This is a genomic window from Amycolatopsis plumensis (genome assembly GCF_042652605.1).
Taxonomy (GTDB): Bacteria; Actinomycetota; Actinomycetes; order Mycobacteriales; family Pseudonocardiaceae; genus Amycolatopsis; species Amycolatopsis plumensis.
The window spans coordinates 5232432-5246527 of the sequence record NZ_JBHSJY010000001.1 but is presented as its reverse complement, the minus strand read 5'-3'; the positions used below and the strand labels follow the sequence as shown (position 1 = coordinate 5246527).

The 14096-nt window shown below is 71.3% G+C and carries 14 protein-coding genes; 8 read left to right on the top strand and 6 right to left on the bottom strand.

Annotated features, from left to right (window positions below; translation table 11 throughout):
* The first annotated feature begins 24 nt into the window (after nt 1-24).
* The gene (locus ACFPLC_RS25435) at nt 25-1236 is read left to right on the top strand and encodes an alpha-hydroxy acid oxidase (RefSeq protein ID WP_378193243.1); all 1212 of its coding nucleotides are present in this window, start codon (nt 25-27) and stop codon (nt 1234-1236) included.
* Here ACFPLC_RS25435 and ACFPLC_RS25430 read toward each other — a convergent pair whose 3' ends face one another.
* Complete coding sequence (locus tag ACFPLC_RS25430; RefSeq protein WP_378193723.1) at nt 1237-1983, bottom strand: SDR family NAD(P)-dependent oxidoreductase; 747 nt, start codon at nt 1981-1983, stop codon at nt 1237-1239.
* A 79-nt stretch (nt 1984-2062) separates the two neighbouring features.
* On the opposite strand from ACFPLC_RS25430, the gene ACFPLC_RS25425 reads away from it, so the two are divergent.
* A complete protein-coding gene (locus ACFPLC_RS25425; RefSeq protein ID WP_378193246.1) occupies nt 2063-2653 on the top strand; it encodes a TetR/AcrR family transcriptional regulator in 591 nt (196 codons plus the stop codon).
* A 117-nt stretch (nt 2654-2770) separates the two neighbouring features.
* Nucleotides 2771-4381 carry an L-lactate permease gene (locus ACFPLC_RS25420; RefSeq protein ID WP_378193249.1) on the top strand — a complete coding sequence of 537 codons (1611 nt, stop codon included), beginning with the start codon at nt 2771-2773 and terminating at the stop codon, nt 4379-4381.
* Here the strand turns inward: ACFPLC_RS25420 and ACFPLC_RS25415 are convergent.
* The 5 genes from ACFPLC_RS25415 to ACFPLC_RS25395 form a co-directional block, all read right to left on the bottom strand.
* Nucleotides 4362-4994, bottom strand: a complete 633-nt coding sequence (locus tag ACFPLC_RS25415; RefSeq protein ID WP_191316827.1) for a nicotinamide mononucleotide transporter family protein — start codon at nt 4992-4994, stop codon at nt 4362-4364. The genes ACFPLC_RS25420 and ACFPLC_RS25415 overlap by 20 nt on opposite strands.
* 54 nt (nt 4995-5048) lie before the next feature.
* Nucleotides 5049-5753 carry an MOSC domain-containing protein gene (locus ACFPLC_RS25410; protein WP_378193252.1) on the bottom strand — a complete coding sequence of 235 codons (705 nt, stop codon included), beginning with the start codon at nt 5751-5753 and terminating at the stop codon, nt 5049-5051.
* A 174-nt stretch (nt 5754-5927) separates the two neighbouring features.
* Complete coding sequence (locus ACFPLC_RS25405; protein WP_378193255.1) at nt 5928-6698, bottom strand: mechanosensitive ion channel family protein; 771 nt, start codon at nt 6696-6698, stop codon at nt 5928-5930.
* Between the two features lie 211 nt (nt 6699-6909).
* Nucleotides 6910-8121 (bottom strand): ABC transporter permease, encoded by a 1212-nt coding sequence (locus ACFPLC_RS25400; RefSeq protein ID WP_378193258.1) that lies wholly within the window; start codon nt 8119-8121, stop codon nt 6910-6912.
* Complete coding sequence (locus ACFPLC_RS25395) at nt 8118-9026, bottom strand: ABC transporter ATP-binding protein (RefSeq protein WP_378193261.1); 909 nt, start codon at nt 9024-9026, stop codon at nt 8118-8120. Before ACFPLC_RS25395 ends, ACFPLC_RS25400 begins: the two co-directional genes overlap by 4 nt.
* 118 nt (nt 9027-9144) lie before the next feature.
* Between ACFPLC_RS25395 and ACFPLC_RS25390 the strand changes: the two genes are divergently transcribed.
* The 5 genes from ACFPLC_RS25390 (at nt 9145) to ACFPLC_RS25370 (ending at nt 14079) form a co-directional block, all read left to right on the top strand.
* Entirely contained in the window at nt 9145-10359 is a 1215-nt protein-coding gene (locus tag ACFPLC_RS25390; protein ID WP_378193264.1) for a PucR family transcriptional regulator, read from the top strand.
* Between the two features lie 218 nt (nt 10360-10577).
* The gene (locus tag ACFPLC_RS25385; RefSeq protein ID WP_378193267.1) at nt 10578-11501 is read left to right on the top strand and encodes an ACP S-malonyltransferase; all 924 of its coding nucleotides are present in this window, start codon (nt 10578-10580) and stop codon (nt 11499-11501) included.
* Complete coding sequence (locus ACFPLC_RS25380; RefSeq protein WP_378193270.1) at nt 11498-12481, top strand: beta-ketoacyl-ACP synthase III; 984 nt, start codon at nt 11498-11500, stop codon at nt 12479-12481. Before ACFPLC_RS25385 ends, ACFPLC_RS25380 begins: the two co-directional genes overlap by 4 nt.
* A gap of 73 nt (nt 12482-12554) precedes the next feature.
* Nucleotides 12555-12800, top strand: coding sequence for an acyl carrier protein (locus tag ACFPLC_RS25375; protein ID WP_004559006.1), 246 nt, complete (start codon nt 12555-12557; stop codon nt 12798-12800).
* A 28-nt stretch (nt 12801-12828) separates the two neighbouring features.
* Nucleotides 12829-14079: a beta-ketoacyl-[acyl-carrier-protein] synthase family protein gene (locus ACFPLC_RS25370; protein ID WP_378193274.1), complete on the top strand. Its 1251-nt coding sequence runs from the start codon at nt 12829-12831 to the stop codon at nt 14077-14079.
* The last annotated feature ends 17 nt before the right edge of the window (nt 14080-14096 follow it).

The following is a 14096-nucleotide window of genomic DNA, read 5'->3' as shown; positions in this document are numbered from 1 at the left end:
CTTGCGCGTAGGGAGTTGATGTAGGTGACGAAGCGCCGACTGCCGAAGCCGAGCGAGCTGCAGCAGATCCTGCGGCCCAAGCCGATCGTGCTGAACCCGACCGACCGACGGCTCGCGAACGCGCACACCATCGCCGACCTGCGGATGATCGCGCGCAAGCGGACCCCGCGGGCGGCGTTCGACTACACCGACGGCGCGGCCGAGCTCGAGGACAGCCTGCTGCGGGCCCGGCAGGCGTACCGCCGCATCGAGTTCCACCCGAACGTGCTGCGCGGGGTGTCCGATGTGGACACCACCCGCGAGATCCTCGGCAAGACGTCGGCGCTGCCGTTCGCCTTCGCCCCCACCGGCTTCACCCGCATGATGCAGCACGAGGGCGAGCGCGCGGTGGCCCGCGTCGCCGAGCGCACCGGCATCCCGGTCGGGCTCTCGACGATGGCGACGACGTCGATCGAGGATCTCGCCGAGGCCGCGCCGGGCGCGCGCAAGTGGTTCCAGCTCTACGTCTGGCGCGACCACGGCGCGGGTGAAGATCTGATGAATCGGGCGTGGGCCGCGGGCTACGACACGCTCATGCTGACCGTGGACACCCCGGTCGGCGGCGCCCGCCTGCGCGACGTCCGCAACGGCCTGACCATCCCGCCCGCCCTCACGCTCAAGACGTTCCTCGACGGCGCGCTGCACCCGGCGTGGTGGTTCAACCTGCTCACCACCGAGCCGCTCGAGTTCGCCTCGCTCAACCACTTCGGCGGCACGGTCGCGGAGCTGCTGAACAAGCTCTTCGACCCGACGCTGAACTTCGACGACCTCGACTGGGTCCGCCAGATTTGGCCGGGGAAGCTGGTCGTCAAGGGCATCCAGAACGTCGACGACGCCCGCGACGTCGTCAAGCACGGCGCGGACGCGGTCCTGATCTCCAACCACGGCGGCCGCCAGCTCGACCGCGCGCCGACGCCGCTGGAGCTGCTCCCGGCGGTCCTCGACGAGGTCCAGGACGGCGCGGAGGTCTGGATCGACACGGGCATCCTCTCCGGCGGCGACATCGTGGCGGCCCTCGCCCGCGGCGCGAACGCGGTGCTGATCGGCCGCGCCTTCCTGTACGGGCTCATGGCCGGCGGCGAGCGCGGCGTCCAGCGCTGCGTCGACATCCTGCGGACGGAGATGGTCCGCACGATGCAGCTGCTCGGCGTCCGCACCCTCGCCGACCTGAAGCCCTCCCACGCCACCCTGCGCTGATCAGACCTGCGCGAGGCCGCCGTCGACGAAGAACTCGACGCCGTTGACGAAGCTCGACTCCTCCGACGCCAGGAACAGCGCCGCGGCCGCGATTTCCGCCGGTTCACCGACCCGGCCGAGCGGGACCTGCGCCGCGAGGTTGTCGAGCAGACCCTGCTGCTCGTCCTCGGCGACGAGGCCGAGCAGGCCGGGGGTGCGCGTGGGTCCCGGAGCCAGGACGTTGACCCGCGTCCCGGTCCCCTTCAGGTCGACCGCCCAGCCGCGGGCGAGGTTGCGCACCGCCGCCTTCGTCGCCCCGTAGACGCTGAAGGCCGGGTCGACCCGGGTCGACGCCGTCGAGCCGGTGAGGATGATCGACGCGTTCGCGTTCAGCAGCGGCAGCGCCTTCTGGACGGCGAAGACGACCCCCTTGACGTTCGTGGCGAACGTGCTGTCGAACTGCTCCTCGGTGATTTCGCCGAGCGGGGCGAAGCTGCCGCCGCCGGAGTTGGCCACCAGGACGTCGAGGCCGCGGCCGCGCTCGGCCACCGCGCGGTAGAGCTCGTCGAGGTCGGCGAGGTTCGCCGAGTCCGCCCGGACCGCCGTCACGCTGCCGCCGATCTCGGCGACCGCGTCGTCGAGGGCCTCCTTGCGCCGGCCCGTGACGAACACGTGCGCGCCTTCGGCCGCGAAGCGCTTCGCGATGGCGAGCCCGATGCCGGTGCTGCCACCGGTCACGACCGCGGTCTTGTTCTCCAGGTTCACGATGCCCTCCCAGTTCTTGACTATCTCGTCCAGAACGTACGCCGTTCTGGACGAGATAGTCAAGAACGGTTAGCCTGATCTCATGGCGAGACCCCGGAGCTTCGACGAGACAGCGGTCCTGCGCGCGGCCAGGGACCAGTTCTGGGAACACGGGTACGCCGGCACGAAGGTCGACGACCTCGCCGCCGCGACCGGCCTCGGAAAGGGCAGCCTGTACGGCGCCTTCGGCGACAAGCACGCGCTTTACCTGCGCGTCTACGACTACTACTGCACCGAAGCGACCGACGGCGTGCGGCACCAGCTCGAAGGCCCCGACGACACCGCGTACCGGCGGCTGGAGAACCACGTGCGCGCGATCGCCGAGTCGGTCGTCGCCGACCGGGAGCACCGCGGCTGCCTGATGGCGAAGGGCGCCGCCGAATGCGCGGAGCACGACGAGGCCGTCGCCACGCGGACCGCGCGGGCCTTCCACACCCTGCAGGACTACCTGACGGCGTGCATCGCAGGCGCCCAGCGCGCGGGCGACCTCGCCACCGGCCACGACCCCGCCCACCTCGCCGGGCTGGTGCTGGCGGTCCTGCGCGGCCTCGAGGCCCTGGGCAAGGGCGGCGTCGAGCCGGACCGCATCCGAGCCATCGCCGAGACCGCGCTCGCCGTGCTGCCGAAGCCGTGAAGCACTGACGCGCTGGGCCAACCGGTCTCAAGTTCTTGACGGACCGCCTGGTTTGTGACGAAGATCTCGGGCACCCGCCGAAAGGCCGTTTTCGCATCGTGGAAACGGAGGTCGCCCGTGTTCGTGCAGGATCTGACTCCCCTCGGCTCACTCGGCCTGTCCGCGCTGGTCGCCGTGCTGCCCCTCGCCACCGTCCTCGTCCTGCTCGGGGCCGTCCGGATGCGGGCGCACCACGCCGCGCTCATCGGGCTGCTCGTCGCGCTCGTCGTCGGCATCGCCGCGTACGGGATGCCGGTCGTGCAGGCCGTCTCCGGGGCGCTGCAGGGCGCCGCGTTCGGGCTGTGGCCGATCATGTGGATCGTCGTCAACGCGCTGTGGATCTACCGGCTCACCGTGCGGACCGGGCACTTCGACGTGCTGCGCCGCTCGTTCGGCCGGATCTCCGACGACCCGCGCATCCAGGCGCTGATCATCGCCTTCTGCTTCGGCGCGCTGATGGAGGCGCTGGCCGGGTTCGGGGCGCCGGTCGCGATCAGCGCCGTGATGCTCGTGGCCGTCGGGTTCCACCCGGTCAAGGCGGCCGTGGTCGCGCTGGTCGCGAACACCGCGCCGGTCGCCTTCGGCGCCATGGGCACCCCGGTCGTCACCCTCGCCCAGGTCACCGGCCTGCCGCTGCAGGAGGTTTCCTCGATCGTCGGCCGCCAGACGCCGCTGCTGGCCCTGGTCGTCCCGCTGCTGCTGGTGATCATCGTCGACGGCAAGCGCGGCTTCAAGGACACCTGGCTGCCCGCGCTCGTCTGCGGGGTCGCGTTCGGGCTCGTCCAGTTCCTCGCCTCGAACTACGTGTCACCGCAGCTGGCCGACATCGGCGCCGCGCTGGCCGGCGCGGCCGCGCTGGTGGCCCTGCCCCAGACCCGGCGGCCGGTGCCCGAGGCCGTCCGGATCGGCAACGGGGGCACGGCGTCGGCCGAAACACCGCCGGAAGACGCGCGCGGCGACGTCGTCAAGGCGTACCTGCCGTACCTGCTCATCATCGTGATCTTCTCGATCGCCGTGCTCCCGCCGGTCAAGCGCCTGCTGGACAAGGCGACCTGGAAGTTCCACTGGCCCGGCCTGAACGTCGCCGCGCCGAACGGGAAACCGGTGTCCGGCAACACGTTCTCGCTGCCGGTCCTCAACACCGGCGGGACACTGGTCCTGCTGGCCGGCGTGATCACGGCGGCGCTGCTGGCGGTGAAGGCGGGCGGCGCCGCGAGCGAGTGGCTCGCCACGGTCAAGGAGCTGCGGTTCGCGATCCTCACCGTCACCGGCGTGCTCGCGCTCGCCTACGTGATGAACCTGTCCGGCCAGACGTCGACGATCGGCACGTTCATCGCCGCCGCGGGCGCCGGGCTGGCGTTCCTCTCCCCGGTGCTGGGCTGGTTCGGCGTCGCCGTCTCCGGCTCCGACACCTCGGCGAACGCGCTGTTCGGCGCCCTGCAGGTGACGGCGGCGCACCAGACCGGCCTGCCGGCGAACCTGCTGGCCGCGGCGAACAGCTCCGGCGGCGTCCTCGGCAAGATGGTGTCGCCGCAGAACCTCACCATCGCCTGCGTGGCGGCGAACCTGCCCGGCGAAGAGGGCAAGCTGCTGCGAAAGGTGCTGCCGTGGAGCGTCGGGCTGCTGCTGGTGCTGTGCCTGATCGTGTGGGGTCAGAGCACGGCGGCGCTCAGCTGGATGCTGCCATGACCCGCGCCTCGACGCGCTTCGCGGAGCGGTTCCAGCTCCACCAGCCGTGCACGACGAGCCCGGCGAAGACGATGTAGATCGCGGCCGAGAAGTAGAGCCCGGAGGAGATCTGCAGCGGGACGCCGATCGCGTCGACGGCCAGCCAGACCAGCCAGAACTCGACCAGCCCGAGCCCCTGCGCCCCGAAGGCGACGAGGGTGCCGACGAAGATGGCGGCGTCGGGCCAGGGCGCCCAGGACGCGTGGAGGGCGTCGAGGACCAGCGCCATCACGGTGGTGCCGACGACGAAGGCGCCGAGCATCGCCAGCCGTTCGGCGAGCCGGCCCTTGCGGACGACGACGCCGAAGACCGGGTCCTGGCGGCGGGTCCAGGCCCACCAGCCGTAGACGGAGATGGCGAGGATGGCGACCTGCCGGGCGGCGAGCCCGCCGAGGTGCGCGGAGACGTAGACGGCGAACAGCAGCACGGTGGCCCCGACCTGAACCGGCCACGTCCACAGGGTGCGACGCTGCGCGAGGAACACGACGGCGAGCGCGAACACCTGCCCGGCGAGCTCCGCGATCGAAATCCACTGGCCGAGCACGGTGATCCCGTGGTGCAGCAGGAAGTCCACGTCACGCCCCTTTCGTCCTACCGCTCCCAACATGCTCGCTGACGGACGCATTCCCTAGGGAGCGTGAGCGGTGGAACATCCCATGCTGTGGACGTCGCCGACGTGCAGCGTGCCGCCGCGGACGACCCGGGCGTGCACGCCGAGCGTCATGCCGTTCGCGGCGGTGATCGTCTTGAGCAGCCCCGGTGCGGTCGGGAGCCCGTCCCAGGGCAGGTCGACCATCACGCAGCGGACGGCCTTGCGCAGGATCTCCAGCTCGACCTCGCCGATCCGGATGCGCTCGCCCACCCAGGTGTCCTCGGTGAGTTCCGGCGCCGGGCCGGTGTCGAGCAGGAGGTTGGGCCGCAGCCGCCGGGCGTCGATCTCGGCCTCGGGCGCGCGCTCGGCGAGCCAGGCCAGCGATGACGTCGTCAGCAAGTGGACGGCGGCCTCGTCGTGGTGCGGGACGTCCGCTTCCTTGGTCAACGCGACGCCGGGGCGGCCGAGGGCGGCCGCGAGGTCGGCGTCGCCGCGGGCGGTGCGACCGTCCGGGAGGGTGATCACCGGGACGTCACCGGCGTACCGCGCGGCGAAGGTGTTCAGGCCGGGCATCCGCCGGAAGCGGCGGGTGTTCTTGCCGCTGCCGAACTTGCCGTCCGGATCGCGGACCGCGTAGAGGCGATCACCGTCGAAGCCGCGTTCGCCGACCTTGGCCTCGGTCAGGCGTTCGCCCACCATCGACTTCACCGGATAGCGCCAGAGCGCCGCGACGACCCCCATGCGGTGAGGGTAGCGGGGCGCCTTGAATGACTCATTCAGGTCTTCGGAGGTCAGGAATGAGTCATTCATGACCTCCGGAGCGCGGTGGGGCCCGCCGGACCGGGGACCCGAGCGAGCGAACGGCGCGGGCCCGGCGGCATCCCCGTCCGCCGGGCCCGCGCCGCTCCTCCGGCCTCAGCCCTGCGGGCGCGGGGTGCCGACCGGCGAGGTCGGCGTGCTGTCGACCGTCGCGCGCGGGGCCGCCGGGCCGGTGCCCATCTCGCCCGTGCGCTGCGCCGGGGTCTCCAGCTGGTGCTCCATGCTCGCCATCCAGCCGCGCCAGCGGTCCTGGGCCGGCTTGATCAGGCCGCCGCCGAAGCCGACGACGATCACGCCGCCGATCGTCGCCAGCACCGCGATCAGGATCGGGCCGGTGATCGCCGTCGCGATGTTCACCTGGCCGAGCGCCGCGATGATGCCGAACGCCATGATCAGCCAGTAGGCCGCCAGCGACAGCGGGCGCGCCGCGCCGCGGCCGGACAGCGCGGACGCGACGACGTCCCGCACCACCTTCGCGATCGCCGCGGCCACCACGACGAGCACCAGTGCCACCACGATCCGCGGCAGGAACGCGATGATGTCGTTGAGCAGCTGGCTCACCGGGTTGGTCGGCCCGAACACGCCGAAAGCCAGCTGCAGCGCGATCAGGAGAATGAAGTAATACACCAATTTGACGAGGATCCCGGTCGCGTCGAACTTCTGCTGGCCGATCTTCCCGCTCAGCCCGGTCCGTTCGACCAGTTTCCCGAATCCGGCTTTCCCGAGCACGAGCGCCAGCCCTTTCGAGACGGCTTTCGCGATCAACCAGCCGATCAGCAGGATGACCAGGAATCCCACGAGTTTCGGGACGAACGTGGCCACCATGGCCCACGCCTGCCCGAGCCCGTCCTTGAGTTGCTCGCCCATACCGACTCCCTCCACGGATTTGCACCGGATCGTCGATCAAGTACCCAGGGGCGGCAACTCGTGCGCCCCACGATCGAGTGAGACGACTGGCGCGCGAAGATCACTCGTGGCCATACTGGTTCTACCGGTGGGGACCGGGGAGACGAGGCCGTCCGGCGCAGCGTAAACCGCAAGCGCCGGGCGGCCTCGAGCATTACACCGGCGAAATGCCTCAGGCGGCCCGCAGGGCGTCCCGGAGCTTCACTTTCGCGCCGGTCCGCATGACCGCGTTCCGGTAGATCCGCGCGGCGAACCAGATCAGCCCCGGAATCATCAGCACCACGAGCCCCACCGACACCACGGCTTCCCAAACGGGCACTCCGCCCATCGCCAGCCGCATCGGCATCAACGTCGGCGAGAACACCGGAATCACCGAAAGCACTTCGACGAACGTGTTGCCCGGATCCGACGGCAGCACGGAAATGCCGATCACGTATCCGGCGATCACGAACATCAGCGCCGGCGTCGTCGCGCCGCCGACGTCTTCCTGGCGCGAAACCAGCGCCCCGAGCGCGGCGAACACGATCGAGTACATCAAGAACCCGAGCAGGTACCACACGATCAGCCAGGCGACCGTGCCCACGGCGGCCGAGACCGAGATCGTCAGCACGCCCGTCGCCAGCCCGGTCACCACCCCGCCGATGCCGATCACGACCATCTGGATCAGCCCGACCAGGCCGATGCCGAGCACCTTGCCCGCCATCAGCTGCCACGGCTTGATCGTCGACAGCAGCAGCTCGACCACCCGCGAGGTCTTCTCCTCGACGACGCCCTGCGCGACGGTCTGGCCGTTCAGCAGCAGCGACATGTAGATCAGGATGCCCGCGATGATGCCCAGCACGAGCTGCTGGCCGTTGTAGTCGTAGGGCTGCTCCAGCGGCGGGTCCTCGACGAACTTCGCCGAGGCGATCGCGGCCTGGAACCGGGCGGGGTCCCCGCCCAGCGCGGCGACCTGCTGGTTGACCGCCACCTGCTGGGCGAGCACCTGCAGGACGTTCGCGAGCATGCCGTCGAGGTCCTTCTTCACCTGGACGTGCAGGCTCCGGCCGTCCCCGGTGAGCAGCGCGTCGAGCGAGCCGTCGGCCAGTTTCGCCCGCCCGGCGGCTTCGTCGGGAACCTGCGTGGTCTCGATGTTCTCGTCGAGGGTCTTCCCGGTCGCCGTCAGCGGCGCCGAGAAGCCGGCGGTGGCGGCGGTGAAACCGACCTTCGCGTCGGCGCCGTCACCGGCGAACAGCTTGACCGCCAGGATGCCGACCACGATCAGCAGCAGCGTGACCGCGGTGCTGATGCGGTAGGCCTTCGACTTCACGCGGGTGCTGATCTCGCGGGAGGCGACCAGGCCCACCGCGGCCGCCGGGCTCATCCGGACGTCGGGGGTGCTCATGCGGGGACCTCCTCGGTCGAGACGACGGACCGGAACAGCTCGGTCAGCGACGGTTGCTCACGGGCGAACTCGCGGACCGGCCCGGTGGCCAGCGCCGCCTTGAGCACGGCCTGGTCGTCGGCGTCCTCGCCCAGTTCGAGCTCGGTCACCGAGCCCGTCCGGCCGAGCACCTTCACCCCGGGCAGGCCGTCGGCCCACCCGGCTTCGGCCTCGGGGACGTCGACCCGCAGCCGCACCGCACCGCCGGCCCGCAGGTCGCCGACCGTGCCGACGGCCACCATCTGTCCACTGCGGACGATCCCGACCCGGTCGCAGAGCCGCTCGACCAGATCGAGCTGGTGGCTGGAGAACACGACCGGCACGCCCTCGGCCGCCTTTTCCTTGAGCACCTGGCTCATCACGTCGACCGCGACCGGGTCGAGGCCGGAGAACGGCTCGTCGAGCACCAGGATCCGCGGCTCGTGCACCAGCGCCGCGGCCAGCTGCACGCGCTGCTGGTTGCCCAGCGACAGCTTCTGCACCTCGTCGTCGCGACGGCCGGCGACCCCCAGCCGTTCGGTCCACCGCTGCGCCGACGCCTGCGCGTCGGCGGCGGGCATGCCGTGCAGCCGCGCGAGGTACGTCAGCTGCTCGGCCACCTTCATCTTCGGGTAGAGGCCGCGTTCTTCGGGCATGTAGCCGATGTGGCGGCGCGTTTCGTGCGTCACCGGCGCGCCTTCGTAGCGGACTTCGCCGGAGTCGGCGGACAGCACGCCGAGCGCGATCCGCATGGTCGTGGTCTTGCCGGCGCCGTTGCTGCCGACGAACCCGAACAGCTCCCCCGGCCGGACGTCGAACTTCATCTCCCGCAGAGCGACCACGTCGCCGTAGCGTTTGGATATCCCGTCTATTTCCAAACCGGTCATTCCGGTTCCCCCGTTCTCGTGTGGCCCCGATCCTAGGCAGTGCGTACACGCACCGCCTACCCTCGCGCGTTGCCGCGAGGGGCTACCAAAGTTGCGGGCACGTAGGATCGCGGGCGCCATGGATGGAACCCCCACCCCGCGCCGGGTGCCGAAGCACCACGGACTGTCCGCGAAGACGCTCCGGCGGCTGGAGCACGCGTCCGGCAGCCTGGCGAGCGCGAGCATCGCGGTGATGGAGCGGCGGCTGCCCTGGTTCGCCCGGCTGCCCGCCGACCAGCGCGCGAGCGTCCTGCTGATCACCCAGGCCGGGGCCGCCGGGTTCGTTTCCTGGCTGCGGGACTCCAAAGAGGCCCTCAAGCTCACGACCGAGGCGTTCCGCGACGCGCCGGCCGAGCTGTCGCGGTGGATCAGCCTGCGCCAGGCGGTCGGCATGGTGCGGCTGGCCATCGAGGTGTTCGAGGAGCAGCTGCCCGAGTTCGCGGCGACCGAGGCGGAACGCGCCGCGCTGATCGAGGGAATCCTGCGCTACGGCCGGGAAATCGCGTTCGCGGCGGCCAATTCCTACGCCGCCGCGGCGGAGGCGCGCGGCGCATGGGACGCCCGGCTGGAGGCGCTGGTCGTCGACGGCATCGTCCGCGGCGACGCCGAGGAGTCGGTGCTTTCGCGGGCCACGGCGCTGGGCTGGGAGCCCTCGGCCGCCGCCACGGTCCTCGTCGGCAACCCGCCGTCGGAGGACCCGCCGACGGTGGTGTTCGAGGTCCGCAGCCGCGCGGCCCGCGTCGGGCGTCCGGTGCTGCTGTCGGTGCAGGGTTCGCGGCTGGTGGTCGTGGTCGGCGGCCCGACCGACGGCGGGGTGAAGGAGCGGGAGATCCTGACCCGGATGTCGGTGGCGTTCGCCGAGGGCCCGGTGGTCGCCGGCCCGACGGTGCCGACGCTGGCGGAGGCCCACCACAGCGCGACGGAGGCGTTGTCGGGGCTGCGCGCGGTGGTCGGCTGGCCGGGCGCGCCCCGCCCGGTGCGCTCGGGCGACCTGCTGCCCGAGCGTGCGCTGTCGGGCGACGCGGAGGCCGAGCGCCTGCTGGTGGACACGATCGCCCGGCCGTTGGAAGAGGCCGGGCCGACGCTGCAGCGCACGGTGGAGGCGTACCTGGAGAGCGGCGGCGTGCTGGAGACGTGCGCGAAGACGCTGTTCGTCCACCCGAACACGGTCCGGTACCGCCTGCGCAAGGCGGCGGACCTGACCGGCTGCCAGGCCACCGACCCGCGGGACGCGCTGGTGCTGCGGATCGCCTTGACCGTCGGACGGCTGGCTCGCGCTCGCGGCCTCTGGTGACGACCCGGCTCCCAGGGCCCCAATGTGGCTTTGGGGCGCTTCCCGAGACGGGCGTCACGTGATGGACTTAACAGCGAAAGGTGATTGAACCCGACAAGGCATCCGGGTTACGCGCGAGCTTCCACGCCGCATCTTTGGAGGGTTCCGACAAAGACGCCGCACAGACACTGTGAACGTCGGCATCCCGGGAAACCCCGTTCGCCGTGTTGTCTTGAAGGGTGACAGCAGCAGTCCTCGCTCCCGGTCAGGGGTCCCAGGCCCCCGGTATGTTCACGCCCTGGCTCGACCTCGACGGCGCGCGCGAGCGCGTCGCGCAGTGGTCCGAGCGCGCGGGGCTCGACCTGCTCCGCCTCGGCACCGAGGCGGAGGCCGACGAGATCCAGGACACCGCGATCGCCCAGCCGCTGATCGTCGCGCTGTCGCTGCTCACCTTCGAGCACCTCCAGGCCACCGCCCCGGTACCCGCGGACGCGCCGGTCGCCGGCCACTCCGTCGGCGAGCTCGCGGCCGCCGCGATCGCCGGGGTGCTGCGGCCGGAAGACGCCGTCGCGCTCGCCGCCGTCCGCGGTGCCGAGATGGCGAAGGCGTGCGCGCTGGAACCGACGTCGATGGCCGCGGTCATGCTCGGGGACCCCGAGCAGGTCGTCGCGTGGCTCGAAGGGCAGGGCCTGACCGCGGCGAACCGCAACGGCGCGGGGCAGATCGTCGCCTCCGGTGCCGCCGACACGATCGAGAAGATCGTCGCCGAGCCCCTCGAAGGCACGAAGATCCGCGCCCTCAAGGTCGCCGGGGCGTTCCACACGCACTACATGGCGCCCGCCGAAGAGGCGATGCGCGCCCACGCCGCCGAGCTGACCCCGGCCGACCCGGTCCGTCCGCTGCTGTCCAACGCGGACGGTGCCGTCGTCACCAGCGGCGCCGAGTACCTGGCGCGCCTGGTCTCCCAGGTCACCCGCCCGGTCCGCTGGGACCTGACGATGGACGGCCTGGTCTCCCTCGGCGTCACCCGCACGATCGAACTCGCGCCCGCGGGCACGCTGACCGGCCTGGTCAAGCGGCAGCTCAAGGGTGTCGTCACCACTACCACCGCGCTGAAGACGCCGGCCGAGCTGGCCGCGCTGCGCCAGGAGGACGCCTCGTGACCGACCGACCGGCCCTGAGCCTCAACATCGGCTCCCGCGGCAGCCGCGTGCTGGGTATCGGCAGCGCGCAGCCGGAGAAGATCGTCACCAACGACGACCTCTCGAAGATCATGGACACCAGCGACGAGTGGATCCAGGCGCGCGTCGGCATCGTCGAGCGGCGCTTCGCCGAGAAGGACGAGTCGCTGACCGACTTCGCCGTCGCCGCCGGCAAGGCCGCGCTCGAGGACGCCGGCGTCGACCCGTCCGAAGTGGACACGGTGATCCTGCCGAACTGCACGATGCCGACGCTCATCCCGAACGCCGCCGCGCAGGTGGCGGCCCGGATCGGGATCCCCAGCCCCGGCGCGTTCGACCTCAACGCCGCGTGCGCCGGGTTCTGCTACGGCCTCGGTGTCGCCTCGGACCTGATCCGGGCCGGCTCGGCGAAGAAGGTCCTGGTCATCGGCGCGGAGAAGCTCACCGACTCCGTCGACCCGGTCGACCGGGCCAACGCGATCATCTTCGCCGACGGCGCGGGTGCGGCGGTGGTCGGCGCGTCCGACGAGCCGGAGATCGGCCCGGTCTCGTGGGGCAGCGCGGGCGACCTGGTCGATCTGATCTACATGCGCGACCAGAAGTACATCTACCAGGAGGGCCAGTCGGTCTTCCGGTGGGCGACCACCCAGATCGCGCCGATCGCGCTGCGCGCGCTCGACGTCGCCGGGCTGAAGCCGTCCGATGTGGACGTGCTGATCCCGCACCAGGCGAACCTGCGCATCGTCGAGGCAATCGCCAAGAAGCTGCGGGCCAACGGCGCCCGCGACGACATGGTCGTCGCCGACGACATCAGGTACTCCGGCAACACCTCGTCGGCGTCCATCCCCCTCGCGCTGGACCACATGCGCAAGGCCGGGACGGCCAAGCCCGGCGACGTGGTGCTGGCGGTCGGGTTCGGCGCGGGCCTGTCCTACGCCGGGCAGGCGTTCATCTGCCCCTGACCACCGTTACGCTCCCCGCGGGCATTCGCCCGAGGGAAACAGACCCCAGTAAGACCGAGAAGGGAACACCCCCATGGCTGACAACGCTGAGATCCTCGCCGGCCTCGCCGAGATCGTCGAAGAGGTCGCCGGTGTGGCTCAGGACGACGTCACCGCCGAGAAGTCGTTCGTGGACGACCTGGACATCGACTCGCTGTCGATGGTCGAGATCGCCGTGCAGGCCGAGGACAAGTTCGGCGTCAAGATCCCGGACGACGAGCTCGCCAACCTCAAGACCGTGGGCGACGCGGTGAACTACGTGTCGGCCAACTCGAAGTAAGTCCTCTTCCCTCCTTGAGGAGACTCCCATGAGCAACATCGACGTCGTGATCACCGGTCTCGGCGCCACCACACCGCTCGGCGGGGACGTCACGTCCACCTGGGACGGTCTGCTGGCCGGGAAGAGCGGGGTTCGCGCGATCGAGGCCGACTGGGTCGAGGAGCTGCAGCTGCCCGTCAAGATCGGCGGTCAGCTGGCCGTCGATCCCTCGGAGGTCCTCCCCCGGGTGCAGGCCCGCCGGATGGACCGCTGCGAGCAGGTCGCGCTGATCGCCGCCCGGCAGGCGTGGGCCGACGCCGGGTACACCGAGCCGACCGACGAGCACACCGACGTCGACCCCGACCGCCTCGGCGTGTCGATCGGCACCGGCGTCGGCGGCCCGGTCACCCTGCTCACCCAGAACGACCTGTTGCACCAGCAGGGTCTCCGCAAGGTGTCGCCGCTGACCGTGCCGATGCTGATGCCGAACGGCCCGGCCGCGCACGTCGGCATCGACCTCAAGGCGCGGGCCGGGGTGCACTCCCCGGCCTCGGCCTGTGCCTCGGGTGCCGAGGGCATCGCCAGCGGGGTGGAGATGATCCGCTCCGGACGCGCCGACGTCGTGATCGCCGGGGGTGCCGAAGCGTGCATCCACCCGATCACGCTGGCCGGGTTCGCCCAGGCCCGCACGGTCTCCACGCGCAACGACGACCCGGCGGCCGCGTCGCGGCCGTTCGACGCCAACCGCGACGGCTTCGTCCTCGGCGAGGGCGCCGGCGTGGTCATCCTGGAGCGCGCGGACCTGGCGAAGGCCCGCGGAGCGCGCGTCTACGCGACGATCGCCGGCCACGGCATCACCTCGGACGCCTACCACATCACGGGCAACCACCCCGAGGGCATCGGCCAGATCGCCGCGATGCGCGCGGCGATGAAGATGGCCGGCGTCACCGCGGCGGACGTCGGGCACGTGAACGCGCACGCCACGTCCACTGTGGTCGGTGACATCGGCGAGGCGGCGGCGATCCGCAACGCGATCGGCGAGCACGTGGTCGTGACGGCGCCGAAGGCTTCGCTCGGCCACCTCGTCGGCGGGGCGGGCGCGGTCGAGGGGATCATCACGATCCTTTCGCTCTACCACGGCCTGGTGCCGGCCACCCGGAACCTGACCGACCTGGACCCGCGGGTGCAGCTCGACGTCGTCGCGGGCGAACCCCGCAAGGTCGAGCTGACCGCGGCGATCAGCAACTCGTTCGGGTTCGGCGGCCACAACACCGCGCTGCTGTTCACCCCGGCGGCCTGAACGTCCCGCAACTGAAG

Excerpts from the sequence above, each read along its gene's own strand:
- ACFPLC_RS25395 (WP_378193261.1), bottom strand. The coding sequence starts at position 9,026 with ATGACCGGTTTGGAAATAGACGGGATATCCAAACGCTACGGCGACGTG.
- ACFPLC_RS25405 (WP_378193255.1), bottom strand. The coding sequence starts at position 6,698 with ATGGGCGAGCAACTCAAGGACGGGCTCGGGCAGGCGTGGGCCATGGTG.
- ACFPLC_RS25400 (WP_378193258.1), bottom strand. The coding sequence starts at position 8,121 with ATGAGCACCCCCGACGTCCGGATGAGCCCGGCGGCCGCGGTGGGCCTG.
- ACFPLC_RS25425 (WP_378193246.1), top strand. The coding sequence starts at position 2,063 with ATGGCGAGACCCCGGAGCTTCGACGAGACAGCGGTCCTGCGCGCGGCC.
- ACFPLC_RS25390 (WP_378193264.1), top strand. The coding sequence starts at position 9,145 with ATGGATGGAACCCCCACCCCGCGCCGGGTGCCGAAGCACCACGGACTG.
- ACFPLC_RS25370 (WP_378193274.1), top strand. The coding sequence starts at position 12,829 with ATGAGCAACATCGACGTCGTGATCACCGGTCTCGGCGCCACCACACCG.
- ACFPLC_RS25410 (WP_378193252.1), bottom strand. The coding sequence starts at position 5,753 with ATGGGGGTCGTCGCGGCGCTCTGGCGCTATCCGGTGAAGTCGATGGTG.
- ACFPLC_RS25375 (WP_004559006.1), top strand. The coding sequence starts at position 12,555 with ATGGCTGACAACGCTGAGATCCTCGCCGGCCTCGCCGAGATCGTCGAA.